The sequence below is a fragment of the Xanthocytophaga agilis genome, from assembly GCF_030068605.1.
Lineage (GTDB): Bacteria > Bacteroidota > Bacteroidia > Cytophagales > 172606-1 > Xanthocytophaga > Xanthocytophaga agilis.
This window is the reverse complement of record NZ_JASJOU010000010.1, coordinates 143,914-162,780: the sequence shown is the minus strand read 5'-3', so window position 1 is coordinate 162,780 and position 18,867 is coordinate 143,914. Positions and strand designations below refer to the sequence as shown.

Genomic DNA, 18,867 nt, shown 5'->3' with positions numbered 1-18,867 from the left:
TTTTTACAAACAAGAGTGGCTTATGTTAGAGGTTGTCTAAACTTATTTTATAAAGTCTTCCCGTAGCGGATTAAATACATCTACCAGTACACCCTCTTCCAGACAGAGTGCACCATGTATTACATCCGGGGGAATAAAATAGACATCTCCTTTCTTCAGGACCTGCTTTTCATCAGCAATGGTAATTTCGAAGGCACCACTTTCTACATAACTTATCTGGGTATGGTAGTGATGATGCAATGCACCCACGCCTCCTGTTTCAAAAGCAACTTTGACCATCATAAGATCCTGATTGTAGGCCATCACCTTACGTTTAACTCCTTGCCCTACAACTTCCCAGGCAATGTCCTGATCCTTAATAAATACGTTTGTCTGAATAGCGTCTGACATATCTGATTGTGTAAAGTCTGTCTTTTATTTTTTCTGAATTACTTTGGCGGATACTTTTTCGCCGAGTTCGATTTCCTTTTTGGCTTTGGTTCCATCCGTATTCAGCAATCGGATGTTTTTGGAGCGATCACCTGTAACCTTCACCAGAAGGTCTGTATTTTCTGGGTAACGGATATTATCCAGCACTACCTGCTGGCTATTCTGAATCTGCATAACTGTTTTCTCTTCTGGAAGCAGTACAATATTCTTTAGCTGAATATGACTGCCCTCAATACACACCAATCCCTTTTTACTCTGAATCATTGCATTTTCGATCAGAATATCTTTTACATTCATTTCAGGCAATCCCCGTACCATAATGGCTGTTTCGGCACCCTGACAAATGACATGATGTACATAGAAGTCTCTGAATTGTGGTGTACCTTCATTGACAGGTTTGGATTCTATTACAGGCAATTCGTTCTTGTCTCCCGGCTGAGGAACAGGATCTTTGGCGCTGTAATACATATCAAACAAGATAGCCTCTCCAGCAATGTTGGTCATTTGAATGTCTTTCACATAGATCTTTTCTACAATGCCTCCTCGTCCACGGGTAGTTTTAAAGCGTAGTCCGACATCGGTACCCATGAAAGTACAATTGGATACAAACAGGTTTCTGGCTCCTCCGGACATCTCACTGCCAATCACAAAGCCACCATGTGCATGATAGACAGTAGAGTTACGTATACTAATGTTTTCTGTAGGAACGCCACGTTTGCGACCTTCTTCATCACGACCGGATTTAATACAGATACCATCATCCCCTACATCAAACGTACAGTCTTCAATTACTCCATTCCTGCAGGATTCCAGATCTACACCATCCCCATTCTGCGCATACCACGGATTTTTTACATAGAGATTGCGCAAGGTAATATGCTCACACAGAAGTGGATGCAGACACCACGCCGGAGAGTTCTGAAAGGTAATACTCTCTAATAATACACGTTTGCAATTGGTCAGTACCAGCAGATTGGGACGTAGAAAATCTTTGATGGATGTGACATCTTTTTCTTTACCAGGCTCCAGTACTCCTGCTTTGGGTGTCAATGATCCTTTATAAGCCTTCTCAGAGGGATACCAGGTTTCTTTATTATCCGATAATACCCCGCCTGAAGTTGTCAGTTTTTGCCATTGTCCGGCTGTCAGTTTGCTTTTCTTTACAGGTCGCCAGGCATCTCCGGCTCCATCAATGATACCTGTACCTGTAATGGCTATATTCTCCAGATCTGTACCAGAAATTGGTTGCTGACAACGTACTGCAGGTAAGCCTTCCCAGTTGGTTTGTACCAGTGGATATTGATTAAAATCTGAGGAAAACTGTAGGATAGCACCTTTGACAAGATGCAGGTTGATATTGCTTTTTAATACGACAGGCCCTGTAACCCATAAGCCTTGTGGAATCAGTACTGTTCCACCACCAGCTTTGTTGCAGGCATCTATTGCCTCTGCAATAGCCTTCGTGTTTAGTGTGATACCATCTGCTTTGGCTCCATAGGTGACAATAGAGAAAGTATCTTTCCGAAATGCAGGTTCCTGTACTGCTGGTAACTCATACGTATATTTCTCAGGTGAGAACTTTTCCAGGTAAGAAGCCAGTGGAATATTTTGTGTCTTAATCGCATCTGCGACCAGAGAAGCCATTACAGAAGCGCCATATTTTGAAAAATGGGTGTCATCAATCTTCTTCTCCGGAAATTTAGGATAAACTTTTCCTTCCAGATGCATAAATAACTGCTTTGACCCCTCTACTCCATGATTTACTATTACCTTACGACTGGCTTCATGCAGATCAATTAAAGGGACATTCAGCTCTTTGGCAACCGCTTTTACCACTGCCGGATAGTCACCATGCTGATCTACAAAGTTTCCGTTCTCGTCAAACTTACGGCGCATAACGGGAGTAAGTAGTATAGGTGAAGCTCCTTTTGCCCGTGTTTCTTTGATATATCGAATCAGGTTTTGCTTATAGTCAGTCTGAGGTGCAGCATAGCGGGAGGTGTCACTTACTTTCTGGTCATTGTGTCCAAACTGAATCAATACCCAGTCTCCCTTCTGTAACTGATTGTGTACTTTGTCCCAATGCCCTAACGTCCGGAAGCTTTTGGTACTACGTCCATTTACTGCATGATTCTGTATTTCTACATCAGTTGTAAAGAACTCAGAAAATACCATTCCCCAACCTGTTTCAGGAGCATCTGAAGGGGCTTTATTGGCCATGGTAGAGTCTCCAATCAGAAATATCCTCGGTTTGGAGTCCAGAAATGAGAAGGCTGTAAGCAGCAGGAGGGCTGATGTATAAATCAGATATTTTTTCATAAGAAGATAACGACAGTTGAAAATCAGGAACAGGCAATATGCCTGCCCTGATTGCGTGAACTTGATACCCCTATTTATATAGGACTTGTTAAAAGTTTCTTTATAGAATCACTCTGATTATTCTATGTCTTACAATTTTTATCTCAGGTCAGAAACCTGTACTCCATCCATGTCTGTAAATACCTGATTTTCTCCTGCCATACCCCAGATAAATGAGTAGCTTGCCGTACCACAGCCGGAGTGAATAGACCAGGGTGGAGATATCAGTGCCTGATGGTTGGCAGTCCAGATATGACGTGTTTCAGCGGGATCTCCCATCAGGTGTAAAACACGCTGATTTTCGGGTATATCAAAGTAACAGTACACTTCCATACGACGGTCGTGTGTATGTGGTGGCATGGTATTCCATACACTACCCGAATAAAGTACCGTAAGCCCCATCACCAGCTGACAGCTTTGAATGCCATCCAGGTGAATGTATTTGTAAATAGTACGTTGATTCGCTGTTTCTGCCGCCCCCATGTTGGTGGGGTTAGCTTGTTCTTTAGTTAATAATTTTGTTGGATAGGTTTGATGTGCCGGAGAAGACAACCAGAAAAACTTTGCAGGATCTCCTGCCTCTAGACTCTTGAATTCTATAGATTTGACACCTTTGCCTGCATATACACAATCCATTTTGTTGACATCATACGAAGTCCCGTCTACAATAATTTGCCCTTTGCCTCCTACATTGATAATGCCTATCTCTCTTCTTTCCAGAAAGAAGTTGGCTTTTAAGCCCTCCGGATTGGGTAATGAGATGGTTTGGTTTACAGGAGCTGATCCACCTACAATTACTCTGTCATAGTGAGAGTATACAAAACTGATCTGATCTGCTTCAAACAGCTTTTCAATCAGAAAGGTGTCACGCAACTGTTGGGTATTGAATGTAGCTACTTCTTTGGGACTATTTTGATGTCTTATTTCCATACGAGTTCAGGAAAGCCTTTGTAAGGTAAGATTGTATGATTTGTTAAAAATGAGTATTGGTCTCTGTTATCTTCCCATCCAGCCACCATCTACTGTAAGGATAGTGCCATGTACATAATCTGAAGCTTTGGATGCCATAAAAACCGCTGGTCCTTTAAAGTCCTCAATCTCTCCCCAGCGAGCAGCCGGAATGCGATCCAGAATGGATTTGCTGCGTACAGGGTCATTGCGTAAAGCCTCTGTATTATCGGTAGCAATATACCCAGGCGCTATCGCATTTACATTTACACCCTTACTGGCCCATTCATTTGACAAGGCTTTCGTCAGACTAGCAATAGCCCCTTTGCTTGCTGCATATCCAGGTACATTGATTCCTCCCTGAAAACTAAGCAGAGAGGCCGTAAAGACAATCTTCCCACTTCCACGGGCTACCATATCCTTGCCTAGTTCTCGAGCCAGGATAAACTGAGCATCCAGATTGATGTCCAGTACTCTGTCCCAATATTCATCGGAGTGTTCTGCCGCTGGCTGACGCATGATAGTACCTGCATTATTAAACAAAATATCTATTTGGGGAAAGTCTGCCTTTACCTGATTGATAAACTGATAAACGGAACCGCGAACAGAGAAATCAGCCTGATAGGCCTTAAAATTTCTCCCGAGTGTACGCACTTCCTGCTCAATGGAACTATCTGTCAGTGGTATGGAACGAGATACTCCAATAATATCAGCTCCTGACTCTGCTAACGCAATTGCTATTCCTTTTCCAATTCCCTTATCACATCCGGTTACCAGTGCAATTTTACCTGTAAGATCAAAAAGAGAGTTGTTAGACATAAATGGTTACTCTGTGAAATAAATATGTAAGTTGAATTTTTTTGATAGCGCAGATCATTGGTAGTGATGGCGAAAAAACTTTCGGTCTATCAATGGTAAAAGAGGAGATATAAATAAACAAACAATTAATTTTATTTTTTTACGCAAACGTTCCCGATAACGATTGCAAATCTCCGACGGCAGAATAAATTTCAGTAAGATATGCGCTAATAGCGTTGATGGGATAGACTTAAACCCGTCGGAACTGTTATCAGATATAAATAAAGATTTGTACTTATTAAAGTTTACCCTACCTTTAACAGTAATTTTATCCCTTTGGGAATACCTGCCAACAGAGATAATAAACAGAACACCCTATTAACACCCTATAGCCTTTAAATTATTTATTCAGGTGCAGACAGTTACCATAAAAGATATTGCCAAAGCCTTAAATCTTTCAACCTCTACAGTGTCCAGAGCACTGAGAGGGAGTCATGAAATTAATACCGAAACCAAGCGGCTGGTATTGGAATATGCAGAGAAACTGAACTACAAACCAAATCCTATTGCACTTAGTTTAAAGGAAAACCGTAGCCGGGCGATTGGTGTGATTGTACCCGAAATTGCCAACAATTTCTTCTCACAAGCCATTAATGGTATTGAGGCAATTGCCTATAACAGAGGATATCATGTGATGATTTTTCAGAGTCAGGAATCGTATGAGCGGGAAGTGGTTAATGTGCAACACATGGTAGCCCGTAAGGTTGATGGCATACTGATATCTCTGTCAGGCTATACAACTGACATGTCTCATTTGCAGGAACCACATAACAATGGAATGCCTATTGTATTCTTTGATCGTTTCTCTGAACAGATTGATACACATACAGTGATCGCCGATAATTTTGATGGAGCCTTTAAGGCAACCGAACACCTGATTCTATCTGGAAGAAAACGAATTGCTTTACTGACTAGTCTGGAATGGCTTTCGATTACCCAGGAACGAATGGCTGGTTATAAAGCTGCCCTTAAAAAATATAATATTCCACTGGAAGATTCTTTGATCCGTCACTGTGGATTTGCAAACGAGGAACTGCTGGAAAATGTGGACCGTTTGCTGGCGTTAAGCCCTGCCCCGGATGCATTCTTTACTACCAGTGATCGTCTGGCTCTCAGTTGCCTGACTATTTTAAAAGACAAGAAGGTAAAAATACCGGAAGAGCTTTCCTTTGTTGGTTTTACCAATGTAAAAATTGCCCATTTGATAGATCCTCCATTGACAACGGTAGTACAGCCTGCCTTTGAAATCGGTCAGACAGCCGCCGAACTTCTGTTTGATCTGATTGAAGAGAAAAAGAAGAACCTTCCATTCCAGAAGGTAAAGCTAGCTACTACACTAGAAATACGTAATTCTTCCTGAAGTTTGATGTGTAGTATGAAATGAAATAAGATTGTAGCTATACTATAAAGTTCAGCAACTGGCCTATTTGATTGTATATATCCGCTCAACGTCAGTCTTGGTTTTTCCAAATATATATCCTATAAAAACAAGATGAAATACTATTAAAATCGGTATTTTGCCTTTATACCGGAATATTATTTGCTGAGGCGTTGTTCATTGCGTATCTTGTGTGGTGAAATCTAGTATGTTTTTCAAACCACACAATTCCCATGCGTTTTTACTCTCTCATTTTTCCATTTTATGTATGGTTAGTTACCTGTCAGCTAACTCATGCACAGAAGTCTTCCGGGACCAACAGCAAACTAAAGAGCCAGGCTATTCAGGATATACAGGCAAAGCATGATGCGTATAAGAAAATAGCTTTACAAATTTGGGGGTATGCAGAAGTAGGCTATAAAGAAAAAGAAAGCTCTGCATTATTACAGAAGACCCTTGCAGATAATGGATTTAAAGTAGAAGCAGGTGTAGCTGAAATCCCTACAGCCTTTGTGGCTACCTATGGAAGTGGCAAGCCTGTCATCGGCATTCTGGCCGAATTTGATGCACTACCCGGACTGGCTCAGGATTCTGTGCCTGAGAAGAAACCTATTGCAGGTAAGAATGCTGGTCACGGATGTGGACATCATTTATTTGGAACAGCCTCTGTAGCAACAAGCATTGAGTTAAAACAACTCATTGAACAAAAGAAATTTACAGGGACGATTAAAGTTTTTGGTACACCTGCCGAAGAAGGTGGGTCTGGTAAAGTGTATATGGTGCGGGCAGGTCTCTTTAATGATGTGGATGCGGTGATTCACTGGCATCCTGGAGCTGCCAATGCAGTTTCTATGGGTTCGTCTCTCTCAAACATCTCTGCCAAATTCCGTTTTACAGGCCTTTCGGCCCATGCAGCGGCTTCTCCGGAAAGAGGTCGTTCGGCATTGGATGGAGTAGAAGCAATGGATAATATGGTCAATATGATGCGGGAACATATTCCGTCTGCTACGCGTATCCACTATGTTATTACCAGTGGAGGCAAAGCCCCTAACGTAGTACCTGACTTTGCAGAGGTATATTACTATGTACGCCATCCAAACAGAGAGGTAGTGCGTGAGGTTTTTGAAAGAGTTGTAAAAGCTGCCAATGGAGCCGCCATGGGAACAGAAACCAAAGTGGAGTACGAAATTACCGGCGGTGTATATGAAATGCTGAGTAACAATGTGCTGGCTGATGTAATGTATAAAAATCTGAACACTGTGGGTGGTGTTGCCTATACAGCAAAAGAGGTTGAATTTGCCAAAAAGCTGCAAACCTCATTTACCTATACTGTTCCTCCTGTAGACCAGGCAGCTAAAGTTGAGCCTCTTACAGAAGACAAAGAAGGCATGGGTGGCTCTACAGATGTGGCGGATGTAAGCTGGACAGTGCCTACCATCGGTCTGTCAACGGCTACCTGGGTGCCGGGCACTCCTGCGCACAGCTGGCAGGCGGTGGCTTGTGGTGGTACAGATATTGGAGCTAAGGGGATGATCGTAGCAGCTAAAACAATGGCTCTTACGGCTATTGATCTGTTCACAACGCCTGCTCTGTTACAAAAGGCAAAAGACGAATTTGCAAAAGCCAGAGGAAGTAATTTCCAGTATACTCCACTGGTAGGAAATCGCAAGCCTGCTTTGAATTATCGGGATTAAGCAGATATATAAGTAAAGAATTAGACATGCCTCATCTCAATGTAAGTTTGTTTTACAAAATCAGTGCTTATCCTTCTAACAAGAATAGGCACTGATTTATTTTTGAAAGATCTCTCTTTCTTTATTTTTTCAGATTCTTTTTCATCACTCTTCTTGTAGCTTCTTCCTTTTTTGCTTGTCCAAAAAAGGACAACAAATGAGAATTTGTTGGGCCAGAATGTGTGCCAGCTGCAAAAAAGGGTACTTTTCTCCGATCCTTCCCCCCGCAGGCCAAAGGCCAACCTCGCGGAGAAAAGATTGCCTACACACCTATACTACCATCCACGATTGAAGGCATCATTACTCTCTTTGTAACTTCTTTTCCTCAAAGTTCAGAATAGCATTTCAGCTACAACTACGAACTATTCGGTTCGGAGGCTCTTTACAGGATTAGCTAGCGCAGCCTTGATGCTCTGGAAACTCACCGTGATTAATGAAATCAGTAGAGTTCCGATTCCTGTAGCTGCAAAGATCCACCAGGCTAATTCCGTTTTGTAAGTATAATGCTGCAGCCAGGTATCCATAAAATAATAGGCACCGGGCATGGCAATAAAGAATGAGAGACATACAAGCACTACAAACTCTTTGCTCAACAATGCCCATACATCCAACACAGAAGCACCCAGTACTTTCCGAACACCAATCTCTTTTATTCTTTGTTCAGCCATAAATGAGGTCATACCGAACAAGCCAATACACGAAATAAAGATGGCCAGTATAGCAAAGACGGTTGCCAGATTGCCTATCTGTTCTTCGGTACTAAATTTTTTCTGATACTCCTGATCCACAAAACTAAAACTGAAAGGAACAGCAGGTGCATAGGCTTTGCATAGTTTTTCAATCTTTGCAATGGACTCATGTGTGCTTGCTGCAGGGTTGATTCGTATGATCACGTTGTCAAAACCACGTCCTCCCAGATAATACAAAGTTGGTTTGGCAGGTTCATAAGGAGAACTCATTACCATATCTTTTACTACTCCGATTATAGTATTGGATCGTTTTCTGAACTGCAGAATATGCCCAATCGGATCTTCAAGGTTCATATATTTTAAGGCTGCTTCATTTATGATTACTGCATCTGAATCGGTAGGCATTTGCAGGTTAAAGTCACGTCCCTGTGCCACTTTCCAGCCTATGGTTTTACCATACTCGGCAGTAGTGCGTATACTACCAAATGTATATTTCTGAGAAGGATCTTTCTCTTTCCACTCCACATCATCCCGGTTATTGTTGATGCCATAGGTAGGACTTGAAGATTCTGCCATGGAGACAATTGCACCATTCTGCAACAATTCATCCTTAATAGCTTCAAAGTGAGAATGTAAATCTCCGGTTGAAGCTTCTATATTGATCAAGCCATTGCGTGAATACCCAACAGATCTGTCTTTTGCAAATTGTATCTGTTTAAAAACAACAATTGTACAGATAATCAATAACACAGATATAGCAAACTGTACTGTCACCAGTACTTTTCGGGGAGTAGTTGCCAGCTTACCCGCCTTAAATGTCCCTTTTAAGGCTTTGACAGGTTTAAAAGAGGATAAATACAATGCGGGATAAATCCCTGAAAGACCTCCTGTTACCAAGGTAAAGCCAATAACCCATACCCATAGTATCGGATTGTCCCAGGGAATAGCAATCTTCTTTGATGCCAGTACATTGAAGGCAGGAAGACTGATAAAGACGACGAACAAAGCAAATACCAATGCAGTGAAAGCCATACAAACAGATTCAAAGAAAAACAGCGTTACCAATTGTGAACGTAACGAACCAATGGCTTTGCGAACCCCTACTTCTTTGGCTCTTTTTTCGCTACGAGCAGTGCTTAGGTTCATAAAGTTGATGCAAGCCAGTAGCAATACAAATACGCCTATAATACCAAATAACCACACATATTCTATACCTCCACCAACGTTAACGCCATTTTCAAACTTGGAATACAAATGCCATTGGCCCATTGGATGCAGAAACAAAGCTGATTGCTGCTTTGCATCTGGCGGGCCATTCTGTTGTTTTGTGTTTTTGATCTTTTCGGATACTTTCTGCCTATCTGCGTTATCAGAAAGCTGTACATACAGAAAGAGTGAGTTGTCATTCCAGTCGTTGGGATCTCTTCCAATCCAATCTTTATTGCCTGCAAAAAATTTCCAGGGCGCCATAAATGCCACTTTGTGAAAAGTTGTATTTACTGGCAGGTCTTCATATACCCCAGCCACTTTGAAAATGGCTTTATTATCCATCTGTATCAGTTGGTTAACAGGCTCCGTATCTCCAAATAATGCTTTGGCAACTGATGAAGAGATAAGTATAGAAGAAGCATCCTGCAACGCGTTTCTTTGTCCCTTCTCCATCTTCAGCGATAACATCTCAGGGGCATCTTCCCCTATGAAATTGCCACTGAATAACACATTTTTACCAGATGCAGATAAAACATGCTGATCTGTGAACGAAGACATAACAATATATTTAAAGTCGTTCGGGTAGTCTTTACGCAATGCTGCCTCCAGTGGCCATGGAATTACCTTTGAGGTGTGGACTTCATTGTTATGAGCGCTATTTTCTATCACCTGTGCAATACGATCATACTTTTCGTGATAGGTATCAAAGGATAGTTCATCCCAGATCCATAAAGTGATCAACAGGGCTACCGCCATTCCTACAGACAAGCCTGTGATATTGATTAATGAATGCAATTTACTTTTAGCAATATTGCGTAGTGTACTTTTGAAATAGCTTTTTAACATAGGAAGGAAGTTTAGGTATGTATTTCAGACTAACAGGACACTCTCATTATACCAAATCTGACCTCAATACTTGTACCAATACTAAAATCGATGTCTGTAAGCTTTATTGAGGCATTGATACTCATAATTCGTGCGAAAGTGGACAGGGTGTTGTTCGAAAATGAATAGAAAACTGGTATAAAAGGCCCCCTTATTCTCTCATTTCACAAGGTGTTTTTCTCTAATACTAAAAAAATCAAAAAACACTTGTGTAGTCAAATGACTACATATATATTTGTAGTCAAATAGCTACACAATGAATTTAAGACGAGATGTATTCCAGGCCATAGCAGATCCGACACGAAGAGCCATTCTTCTGTTGGTTGCAACGCAAGCCATGACAGCGGGGGCAATAGCCTCAAACTTTGATACAGCGCGACCTACGGTTTCCAAGCACTTGCAAATACTTACAGAGTGCGAGTTGCTGAAACAGCAGCAAAACGGCAGAGAGATTTACTATCACTTAAACCCACAAAAGATGAAAGAGATCGCTGACTTTATCGAACCCTTCCGAAACATGTGGGATGACCGATTTAACAAATTGGAAGACCTAATGAAAAACTACAAACCTAAAGATTAAACAACTATGGAACGAAAAACAAAGGTTAATGCCGAAGAAGGCAAACAGGAACTGGTAATTACACGGGAATTTGAACTTCCAGTAGAACTCCTCTTTAAAGCCTATATAGAGCCTGAAATTGTGGAACAGTGGATGGGAACGAAAGTGCTGAAGCTGGAGAGCAAAAAGCATGGTAGTTGGCAATTCGAAACATCTGACCCTCAGGGAAACGTGGTACTAAAGACAAATGGAGTAATTCATGAATTTGTACCTAATGAGAAGATCACCCGGACATTTGAAATGGAAAATACACCATTTCCCGTACAGCTGGAGTTTCTGGAGTTTGAAAAGCTCACCAGCAACACCAGCAAACTGACTATGCATGTAATATATAAATCCGTCGAACTGAGAAATCAGATGCTGCGGATGCCTTTTGCACAAGGAATCAATATGGCACATAACCGATTACAGGACATTGTAAGCAAATTAAAAACAGTACACTCATGACAAAGAGAGATAAAATTATCTATTGGATTGCTACTATCTGGCTGGCATTGGGAATGTTATCAACCGGTATAGTGCAGTTATTGAAAGTGCAGAAAGATGTAGATGTTATCACAGGCCTGGGTTATCCGGTCTATTTTCTGACATTACTGGGCATTTGGAAAATTCTGGGAGTCATTGCCTTGTTTGTTCCCGCTTTTCCTGTGATAAAGGAATGGGCCTATGCAGGATTTTTCTTCGCTATGTCGGGAGCCGTATTTTCACATATCGCATCAGGTAATCCTGTGAACGAAATACTTCCTTCACTCCTTCTGCTGGTACTGACTGTGGTATCGTGGTACTTCAGACCTGCCAACAGAAAAGTCATTGCCATTAGCCAATAAAGGTAAAATGATTGAAAAACATTTCTATTCATTAGAAGAAATGCACCCTCCTCTCCTTTAAAAGGATCTTTTAACAAATAGATATGTCTGTGATCTTTGAGTGAATTGACAAGTGTAGAACCTGTCAAAGATTCATTTTAGGAAAGCAAGTTAGTTAGACACTCAATACACCTACTTTAACAAATAAGATATGAACAATGTACAGAGTGCTCAAAAAGAGTTGTTGGCAGAAGAAGCTGAACAACTCCTTAAAACACTGAAAACCCGTTTCGAGAAAAACATGGACCGCCATAAAGGTCTTGAATGGGCTAAGGTGCAGGAAAAGCTGGAGGCCAATCCGGATAAACTGTGGTCACTTGACAAAATGGAACTGACAGGTGGAGAACCGGATGTGGTAGGATATGATAAAAACACAGGTGAGTACATTTTTTATGATTGCTCCCCTGAAACGCCTAAAGGCCGCAGAAGTATCTGCTATGACCGGGAAGCACTGGAATCCAGAAAAGAACACAAACCAGCAGATAGTGCTATGGATGTGGCCGAATCGATGGGTATCGAAATGTTAACTGAACAAGAGTACCGGGAACTGCACAAATTTGGAAAGTTTGATGCAAAAACATCCAGCTGGGTAAAAACTCCTGATGATATTCGTGAACTTGGTGGAGCCCTCTTCTGCGATTACCGTTATGGCAAAGTGTTCCTATATCACAATGGAGCAGAGTCGTATTATGCAGCCAGAGGCTTCCGCGGATCACTGAGAGTCTAAGGGTTGCATAGTTGATAAGTAAGAAGGTATGTCTCGTCTTGAGAAATACATACTCCACTCGTCCTTCTGAAAGGAACTCTCCCTTCGGTGTTCGTCTGGAAAAAACACCCCCTCCCGTCCTTCTGGAAGAATCTTGTGACAAATAGAGCCTTGTTTGGTTTGTGAGAGAATTTACTCTCCAAACGGAAAGGCCGCTGGTCTTGCAACAGCCTGCCACGCCCACGCTAAATTGTGGCAGGCTTGGCGTGGGCGGGAAGATCCTTTCAGGAGGACAAAAAGGAAGAGAGGGCAAACGAAGGAGCACAGGAAGAAGAACTGTCCTTCCAGGAAGTGTGTTTCTGAGTGTTTTACTTAGCAGCAGTGAACCTCTTGGCTTTCCAGAAAAGCTACCTAAAACAAAAAGCCGTAGTCCAATAGACTACAGCTTTTCATATTCCACAAAACACTACCAGCTACGTATTAAGCTGCCAGTGTTGCTTTGTGATTGGTGATTGCCGACATAGAGCCATCTATCACTGACAGGCGTTGCTCAATCTCATCTAGTTCCGATTCGCGTAACACTACCGCTGTGGTACCATATTGCAGCTTACGTTGTTGGGCAGTAAACAACTTGTATTCCGCTTTTACTTTTCGTGTCTCCATCTCCGTTTTAGTTGTGCCTTCAGGCAGCACAGCGATGATCGCAGTCAAAGAGTCTACTTCAGCTTCTGCTGAGGCTAAGGTAGCCTCAATATCGCTTGCCCGGTCTGAGGCGTTATCACGGTTACGGGTAGTCGCGATTTGCTTGTATTCCAGATCGCTTTTCAGGTCGCTGAGTTGGTCAAGTACTTTGTCGCAGTCAGCTTTGGTTGTCAATAAGGTTAATGTTAAGGCCATATGAATGTATAATTACTTGTGTGTAACATAGAGTCACCAGTCAGTGTCCGGACTACTTGCTGATTGACTTTACAAATATCGGCATTAAATACATGCGATTTTGAGCGTTGTTTTGATTATCAGAACTGCGCTCAAATGGTACATTATACTTAATTATAGTTACTTTTATTCACCAGTGGTAGGTTTATATGCGTGGATTATCGGCAAATACTACATAGGAAAGAAAACAGTCGAAAGGAGAATTCTTTAAGAAAGGGTTATCTCTACTTTTGAAAGCAACTTTTTTACTGCTGAAGTCAGATTACTAATAAAAGCAGAGTGAAGCAATAACTTCAGGCTATAAGGACTGAATAGTTCATTGTGACAACACATAAAAACACACCAGATAAACGAATTACTATGGGATTATTTAAACGGATCTTCGGAAAAGGAGATGCAGAGCAGGACAAAAGGGTTAACAACGAAGTTGAGCAAATAAAGTCTGGCCAGATTACCAAAATCTATCCTATCCTGAAGCCGGGCGACTGGGTTGGTATACAGGCAGGTGCACTGAAACAAACGTTGTTAGGCACACAGGAACAGCCCGAACTGGTAGTTGCCTTTGGATATGATGCACCCACTAACTTTGTTTTTTTAATGCCTAATGACCTGGAAGGTAAAGATCCCGGTCAGGTACTGACTTCCGCCTACGAAAACCTGGAAGCGATAGAGTCGCCCTTCGAGTTTATTGGAAGTCTTGCTAACCAGGCATTGGCAGCCTCTGGCAATGACTTTTCAAGCGAAAAGATTCTTTGTCAGAGCCATATGCTTAAAGCACACAAACTGCTACAGGCAGAGGAACTACTGGTGTCTATTCCAAGACGTACCTGTATGACAATTATCTCCAGACAAGCTGACAGAGATTCATTAGCTAAATTTGCCGCTATACACAACTATACCTGGCAGGACGACTCTTATGGAAACGCCCCCATCATCAATGCGTTATTTATTGTCAAAGATGGATTGATTAGTGGTGTAATCTCTCTGGATAAGTAATCAAGGGAGATTTACATTATGCGACAAATACATGCCATTGTTATATGTTTTAATCTGCTTGTTATTGGGGTAGATCTTTACACAATTATAACCTATAAGCCTGAACCCTATAGTGGATTAGGTTTTATATATTTTACATTCTACTTTGGTTTACCCACATTCTTCCTCGACCTGTTTATTATTATTTATTACTCTTATACCAAACAACCTAAAAAGCGATTGGGATATGGTGCTTTTTTTGCTCTGGTGCTTATTCTTCCAGTTGTTGCCTTCTTTGTTATAGAAAGTAGAGAGGGATGGTTACCTATATTTGTCAAAAATACAACAGATTATCCTCTCGAAAAACTTGAACTGCTAGCCAGAAACCAACAATACTTTCAAAAGGAGAAGTTATATCCTTCTGATCAGATCGACTTTAATTGCAAATGCCTATATCCTAGCACAGAAGAAAGTGATACATTAGGTATTGAATTGTTTTACGAGATTGATGGTACAAAAAAAAGATTACTTCTGGAAGGTAAGGGAAGTGCTGTTTTTGCAGATAAACTTATGATTCAGATACTAGATAAAGATCATGCTACTGTGAATGGACAAGATGCGTTACTGTATCCCTAGTTATCTTTTCCTTAGGTCACTTTGCATCCATAAATACATTAAGTGATACAAAGTGTACCAGTACAAAATGAAGCGATATACCCTATTACTTACTTATAAAGCGACCTATTTTATCCAGTTGTTTTTAACAATCCTCCTTTCTATGCCTTTGGTGGTTGTGGTCCTGGCTTTACTCCGATTTTTGTTCAAATTGGATGAATGGGTGGCAATTGGCATTTATACGTTAGTAGTTTTTGCTATTCTGAAGTACACCAAATCATGGATTCATAGAAAAGCGGAGATTTCTTTGGATTCACATGAAATGACAATACAGATGGAGAAATACCTGTTCTTTTCTGAAAAAATAGTGACGTTCAGGTGGGAAGAACTGGCTGAATATAAATACCAGAATGATCAATACTTTGAGCTATTCAAACTAAAGTTCAAAAATGGTAAGACCCTTACCTTAACCAGAGAGACGGGTGAAAAAGATGACTTTGCGCATTTTCTGAAGAAATTTAAAAAGCTGATAGCTGCACATACTAATTACTTCCCGGAAAGAGAGCCAATACGTGCACAGAAAACTTTTTACGAAACCCGAGCTGGCCTTGTCTCTGCCTTTGTTCTGGCGTTCATTCTGCTTGCTATCCCTATTACCTCATGCTTTACCCAAAGATGGCCTGCAATAGGTAATATGCTTATCTTGTATAGTGGAAGTTTTGCTTTTATCCACAGGGTCTATACTGCACGAAGTTAAAACAGAGTGTTCCAGATATGGCAGTAAGTGGTAAGTAGTATACATCTCTACCAACCTAAACCCTTATCAGAGAGTAGCAGCTTTCTTTGCTTCATAGTCTTTTAACTGCTTTTTGGTGGCACGTCCTTTCCAGCTTATTTCCAGGATCTCAGTAAGGAGGGCTTTGTTGTAGTTGTGCAGCCACATTGCAATATAGGGATAAGCCTTAAAATGGTCGGGTAAGTGAAAAATCTCCGGGTGGCTGTCCAGGTATTTGTCTCTTTCCTCAAATCCGATCCGAATAGAGATAAACTCTCCACTATCATGAAGGCGACACATAAGTTTTCCGCGAACCGTTACCGAAGGTGTACCTTCATGAGAAATGCCTTCTTCTGTGTCAGGGAAGGTTAAGGCAACAGCCTTCACCGGATCAAAATCGGCATAGTTAAATTTTTGTCGCTGGTCTTTCATCAGTATGCGGGATGGGTTTGTGTACTTACTGCCCAGTAGTTGCCTGCTATGTCATAAAACGAACCACGGGTGTCCGGATCTCCTTCTTTATTGACAGGCTTCTCGATGATCTGACAACCATTGTCTATGGCTAACTGAAAGGTACTGAATACATCTGGCACATAGATATGCAGCATGGTTTTGTTAGCAGCATAGTTGTCTGTACTGTTGCTGATCATAAGCACGGTATCATCAAGACGCAGTTCTATATGAGCAATCTTGCCGTCTTCACGGTCAAAGCGTCTTAGAGTAGTGGCATCAAAGATTGTGGTAAGCTGATCTACCAGTTTTTGGGCATCATCAACAATGAGGTATGGAGCAAGAGAAGAGTACTTTTCAGGTTTGTAGGTGGTCATGTTGTGTGGTAAGTGCTGGTTGTGTGATTTCTACTAGTCTAGTGCTGAGCCTTTAACCAAAGATAGGTGCCTTGTGTAGGATTTGCAAGTGAGTAGTTTGTTTTGTTGGACCTGATACCCTGGGGATATAGTATCTTGTGTACATCCAATAGTTAGTATATTTACTGCCTCTGGTATATACACATATCCTTTAAAATTCATGAACAACAAGTTTGAGATCTTAGACAATCTGGCAATAATTACACAACCTGAAGTTTCAGTAAGTCAGCTGATGTTAAATGGTATCAGTCTTGGAGACGATGAGAGCCTGCTCAGTATAGAATTTGTAGAATCTCAATGGCAGGTTGACAAAATAACCAAGAACGTGAAAAGCCGGACAGGAGGAGGATATAAAATCAAAAATGGAAAGATTGTAGAGATTTATCTGACTGAAGAGTTAGTAGAAAATTTAGGCATTATATCAACAAAAGATATCATTCAGACTTTTGGCCCTACTAAGGCCATTGAAAAAAGTTATGGTCGACTCCATTTCCATTATGAATCCCGAAATATAATAGTACAGTGGTCTGAAACTGATAAAAAACTAACTAGAATTTTTTGGGGTGATGTAATCCCTTATCCAACTTTTCGTCGGGAGGACATTTTAAAACAATATCTCGACCTGCAAGGTCTTTCACCTGATGTATATGATTGGAGTATAGAATACTTCAGTGATAACCCTCCAAGACTATATCGCTATAAACAACTAGAAGCTTTATTCCAGGCATTTGGCATTGACCCAAAATACATCCAGTCATTTAATGCGGGAGAGTTCATCAAAGCAAGACCAGTAGCAGACTATAGTGAATGGCTCACTGATATAGAAGCCTATAGCCTCCCAATAGGCTTGGAAAGAGATAGAGACTTTAATAGGGATACTGTGAACCATAACAAATTGATACACATATTTGCTTACTTATTCAAATACCGTATGGTATTGGAAAGAACACTTCAGTATAATTCTGGCTGGCTGGAAGGTTACGGCGCTACATGGGTTAGATACATGATTGATAAGACCGAAGGTTTCCTCAATGAAGAAAACAGAGCTTATGTAAAGTATCTCGATAACTTATTATGTGTTGCCATAGATCCGTATCAGCAGCAATACAAGAAATATGAATTAATAGAAAAGTATGGGTATCCGGATGTAGATCTGAGAGATATTGATGCCGATTACTATTAAAATACAGCTTATTCTATGAAAGAAGAGGATTTCCAATTAATAGAAGAGAATCTACAAATAAAACTCCCTACATTTTATAGAGACTTTCAACTCAATTACCCAGAAGATTTACGGATTCTGGCAGTAATGGACTTGAAAAATACTGAAGATTTTCCACCATTAAGTTATTCATCAAAATGGGTTATTGAAACCAATAATACTTTATGGTGGGATCGTGAAGGCTGGCTGATTATTGGTGAAAATGGAAATATTATTTACTTTATTAAGCTGGATGGAGAAGATGAATCTGTTTATAGTTGGGACCCGGATGATGAACGATTCTATGGCATTGATGATTCAGATTATATTCCCCTACATGAGGCTGTAAGCAAGAAGGCAAGTTCTATGAACGAGTTTGTGGACATTCTTATTGAAGAAATTGTGGGGCCTTATCCGGACCACTTCTATTAGTAATCCAGCTGACTAAGAATATAGGTAGTTATCAATACTATTAATCTCAGTATATACGAATAAAACAGATGAAATAAATGCAGGAGAACGACTGACAACTTATCCTCTCATATATCCTTTTCAATTTTGAAGATTTTAGGGGAATTTTCTTTAGGATCTCACGCCCTTTTTTTGTCCTTCTGAAAGAATCTTGTGACAAGACCGGCGGCCTTTCCCTTTGGAGTACATTTTTCTCTCACAGAACTCAAGCATAGCACTATTTGTCAAAAGATTCTTCCAGAAGGACGGGAGAGTTTTTTTCCAGACAAGCAGATGGGGGAGTTTCTTTCAGAAGGACAGCAAGAGGGGTTGTTTTCCAAACGGACAGCAAAGGGAGAGATCCTTTCAAA

General features: G+C 40.9%; 19 protein-coding genes. 11 read left to right on the top strand and 8 right to left on the bottom strand.

The genetic code is table 11. The features are described 5' to 3' along the window. Window positions 1-42: 42 nt before the first annotated feature. The 4 genes from QNI22_RS25455 to QNI22_RS25440 form a co-directional block, all read right to left on the bottom strand. Window positions 43-390, bottom strand: a complete 348-nt coding sequence (locus QNI22_RS25455) for a cupin domain-containing protein (protein ID WP_313999698.1) — start codon at window positions 388-390, stop codon at window positions 43-45. Between the two features lie 24 nt (window positions 391-414). Beyond that, entirely contained in the window at window positions 415-2,748 is a 2,334-nt protein-coding gene (locus tag QNI22_RS25450; RefSeq protein ID WP_314514936.1) for a glycosyl hydrolase family 28 protein, read from the bottom strand. A 138-nt stretch (window positions 2,749-2,886) separates the two neighbouring features. Then, the gene (kduI, locus tag QNI22_RS25445; protein WP_314514934.1) at window positions 2,887-3,717 is read right to left on the bottom strand and encodes a 5-dehydro-4-deoxy-D-glucuronate isomerase; all 831 of its coding nucleotides are present in this window, start codon (window positions 3,715-3,717) and stop codon (window positions 2,887-2,889) included. A gap of 66 nt (window positions 3,718-3,783) precedes the next feature. Then, entirely contained in the window at window positions 3,784-4,554 is a 771-nt protein-coding gene (locus QNI22_RS25440) for an SDR family NAD(P)-dependent oxidoreductase (RefSeq protein ID WP_313999692.1), read from the bottom strand. Window positions 4,555-4,945: 391 nt separating this feature from the next. Here QNI22_RS25440 and QNI22_RS25435 point away from each other — a divergent pair, with 391 nt between their 5' ends. Both QNI22_RS25435 and QNI22_RS25430 read left to right on the top strand, forming a co-directional pair. Beyond that, window positions 4,946-5,953 carry a LacI family DNA-binding transcriptional regulator gene (locus tag QNI22_RS25435; protein WP_314514932.1) on the top strand — a complete coding sequence of 336 codons (1,008 nt, stop codon included), beginning with the start codon at window positions 4,946-4,948 and terminating at the stop codon, window positions 5,951-5,953. Between the two features lie 251 nt (window positions 5,954-6,204). After that, window positions 6,205-7,665, top strand: coding sequence for an amidohydrolase (locus tag QNI22_RS25430; protein WP_314514930.1), 1,461 nt, complete (start codon window positions 6,205-6,207; stop codon window positions 7,663-7,665). A 401-nt stretch (window positions 7,666-8,066) separates the two neighbouring features. Here QNI22_RS25430 and QNI22_RS25425 read toward each other — a convergent pair whose 3' ends face one another. Further along, window positions 8,067-10,448 carry an ABC transporter permease gene (locus tag QNI22_RS25425; protein WP_314514928.1) on the bottom strand — a complete coding sequence of 794 codons (2,382 nt, stop codon included), beginning with the start codon at window positions 10,446-10,448 and terminating at the stop codon, window positions 8,067-8,069. 295 nt (window positions 10,449-10,743) lie between these two features. On the opposite strand from QNI22_RS25425, the gene QNI22_RS25420 reads away from it, so the two are divergent. The 4 genes from QNI22_RS25420 (at window position 10,744) to QNI22_RS25405 (ending at window position 12,699) form a co-directional block, all read left to right on the top strand. Continuing rightward, on the top strand, window positions 10,744-11,067 hold the full coding sequence (locus QNI22_RS25420) for an ArsR/SmtB family transcription factor (RefSeq protein WP_314514926.1): 324 nt from the start codon (window positions 10,744-10,746) through the stop codon (window positions 11,065-11,067). 6 nt (window positions 11,068-11,073) lie between these two features. Next, window positions 11,074-11,553: an SRPBCC family protein gene (locus tag QNI22_RS25415; RefSeq protein ID WP_314514924.1), complete on the top strand. Its 480-nt coding sequence runs from the start codon at window positions 11,074-11,076 to the stop codon at window positions 11,551-11,553. Next, window positions 11,550-11,933 (top strand): DoxX family protein, encoded by a 384-nt coding sequence (locus tag QNI22_RS25410; RefSeq protein WP_313999682.1) that lies wholly within the window; start codon window positions 11,550-11,552, stop codon window positions 11,931-11,933. Before QNI22_RS25415 ends, QNI22_RS25410 begins: the two co-directional genes overlap by 4 nt. A 190-nt stretch (window positions 11,934-12,123) precedes the next feature. Then, window positions 12,124-12,699 carry a DUF4256 domain-containing protein gene (locus tag QNI22_RS25405; protein WP_314514922.1) on the top strand — a complete coding sequence of 192 codons (576 nt, stop codon included), beginning with the start codon at window positions 12,124-12,126 and terminating at the stop codon, window positions 12,697-12,699. Between the two features lie 459 nt (window positions 12,700-13,158). Here the strand turns inward: QNI22_RS25405 and QNI22_RS25400 are convergent, their stop codons facing one another. Then, window positions 13,159-13,575, bottom strand: coding sequence for a hypothetical protein (locus tag QNI22_RS25400; RefSeq protein ID WP_314001267.1), 417 nt, complete (start codon window positions 13,573-13,575; stop codon window positions 13,159-13,161). Between the two features lie 360 nt (window positions 13,576-13,935). Between QNI22_RS25400 and QNI22_RS25395 the strand changes: the two genes are divergently transcribed. From QNI22_RS25395 to QNI22_RS25385, 3 genes are all read left to right on the top strand, one after another. After that, a complete protein-coding gene (locus QNI22_RS25395; RefSeq protein WP_314514920.1) occupies window positions 13,936-14,610 on the top strand; it encodes a hypothetical protein in 675 nt (224 codons plus the stop codon). Between the two features lie 18 nt (window positions 14,611-14,628). Beyond that, window positions 14,629-15,225: a hypothetical protein gene (locus QNI22_RS25390; RefSeq protein WP_314514918.1), complete on the top strand. Its 597-nt coding sequence runs from the start codon at window positions 14,629-14,631 to the stop codon at window positions 15,223-15,225. Window positions 15,226-15,292: 67 nt separating this feature from the next. Further along, window positions 15,293-15,961: a hypothetical protein gene (locus QNI22_RS25385; RefSeq protein WP_314514916.1), complete on the top strand. Its 669-nt coding sequence runs from the start codon at window positions 15,293-15,295 to the stop codon at window positions 15,959-15,961. A gap of 66 nt (window positions 15,962-16,027) precedes the next feature. Here the strand turns inward: QNI22_RS25385 and QNI22_RS25380 are convergent, their stop codons facing one another. Next, on the bottom strand, window positions 16,028-16,411 hold the full coding sequence (locus QNI22_RS25380; RefSeq protein ID WP_313976788.1) for an MmcQ/YjbR family DNA-binding protein: 384 nt from the start codon (window positions 16,409-16,411) through the stop codon (window positions 16,028-16,030). Next, window positions 16,411-16,806: a VOC family protein gene (locus QNI22_RS25375; RefSeq protein WP_314514915.1), complete on the bottom strand. Its 396-nt coding sequence runs from the start codon at window positions 16,804-16,806 to the stop codon at window positions 16,411-16,413. The genes QNI22_RS25380 and QNI22_RS25375 overlap by 1 nt, the downstream gene beginning before the upstream one ends. A gap of 199 nt (window positions 16,807-17,005) precedes the next feature. On the opposite strand from QNI22_RS25375, the gene QNI22_RS25370 reads away from it, so the two are divergent. Beyond that, window positions 17,006-18,028: a hypothetical protein gene (locus QNI22_RS25370; protein WP_314514912.1), complete on the top strand. Its 1,023-nt coding sequence runs from the start codon at window positions 17,006-17,008 to the stop codon at window positions 18,026-18,028. A gap of 15 nt (window positions 18,029-18,043) precedes the next feature. Next, window positions 18,044-18,478 (top strand): SMI1/KNR4 family protein, encoded by a 435-nt coding sequence (locus QNI22_RS25365; protein ID WP_314514909.1) that lies wholly within the window; start codon window positions 18,044-18,046, stop codon window positions 18,476-18,478. Window positions 18,479-18,867 lie beyond the last annotated feature (389 nt).

Excerpts from the sequence above, each read along its gene's own strand:
- QNI22_RS25455 (WP_313999698.1), bottom strand. The coding sequence starts at position 390 with ATGTCAGACGCTATTCAGACAAACGTATTTATTAAGGATCAGGACATT.
- QNI22_RS25450 (WP_314514936.1), bottom strand. The coding sequence starts at position 2,748 with ATGAAAAAATATCTGATTTATACATCAGCCCTCCTGCTGCTTACAGCC.
- kduI (WP_314514934.1), bottom strand. The coding sequence starts at position 3,717 with ATGGAAATAAGACATCAAAATAGTCCCAAAGAAGTAGCTACATTCAAT.
- QNI22_RS25440 (WP_313999692.1), bottom strand. The coding sequence starts at position 4,554 with ATGTCTAACAACTCTCTTTTTGATCTTACAGGTAAAATTGCACTGGTA.
- QNI22_RS25430 (WP_314514930.1), top strand. The coding sequence starts at position 6,205 with ATGCGTTTTTACTCTCTCATTTTTCCATTTTATGTATGGTTAGTTACC.
- QNI22_RS25425 (WP_314514928.1), bottom strand. The coding sequence starts at position 10,448 with ATGTTAAAAAGCTATTTCAAAAGTACACTACGCAATATTGCTAAAAGT.
- QNI22_RS25420 (WP_314514926.1), top strand. The coding sequence starts at position 10,744 with ATGAATTTAAGACGAGATGTATTCCAGGCCATAGCAGATCCGACACGA.
- QNI22_RS25415 (WP_314514924.1), top strand. The coding sequence starts at position 11,074 with ATGGAACGAAAAACAAAGGTTAATGCCGAAGAAGGCAAACAGGAACTG.
- QNI22_RS25410 (WP_313999682.1), top strand. The coding sequence starts at position 11,550 with ATGACAAAGAGAGATAAAATTATCTATTGGATTGCTACTATCTGGCTG.
- QNI22_RS25405 (WP_314514922.1), top strand. The coding sequence starts at position 12,124 with ATGAACAATGTACAGAGTGCTCAAAAAGAGTTGTTGGCAGAAGAAGCT.
- QNI22_RS25400 (WP_314001267.1), bottom strand. The coding sequence starts at position 13,575 with ATGGCCTTAACATTAACCTTATTGACAACCAAAGCTGACTGCGACAAA.
- QNI22_RS25390 (WP_314514918.1), top strand. The coding sequence starts at position 14,629 with ATGCGACAAATACATGCCATTGTTATATGTTTTAATCTGCTTGTTATT.
- QNI22_RS25385 (WP_314514916.1), top strand. The coding sequence starts at position 15,293 with ATGAAGCGATATACCCTATTACTTACTTATAAAGCGACCTATTTTATC.
- QNI22_RS25380 (WP_313976788.1), bottom strand. The coding sequence starts at position 16,411 with ATGAAAGACCAGCGACAAAAATTTAACTATGCCGATTTTGATCCGGTG.
- QNI22_RS25375 (WP_314514915.1), bottom strand. The coding sequence starts at position 16,806 with ATGACCACCTACAAACCTGAAAAGTACTCTTCTCTTGCTCCATACCTC.
- QNI22_RS25370 (WP_314514912.1), top strand. The coding sequence starts at position 17,006 with ATGAACAACAAGTTTGAGATCTTAGACAATCTGGCAATAATTACACAA.
- QNI22_RS25365 (WP_314514909.1), top strand. The coding sequence starts at position 18,044 with ATGAAAGAAGAGGATTTCCAATTAATAGAAGAGAATCTACAAATAAAA.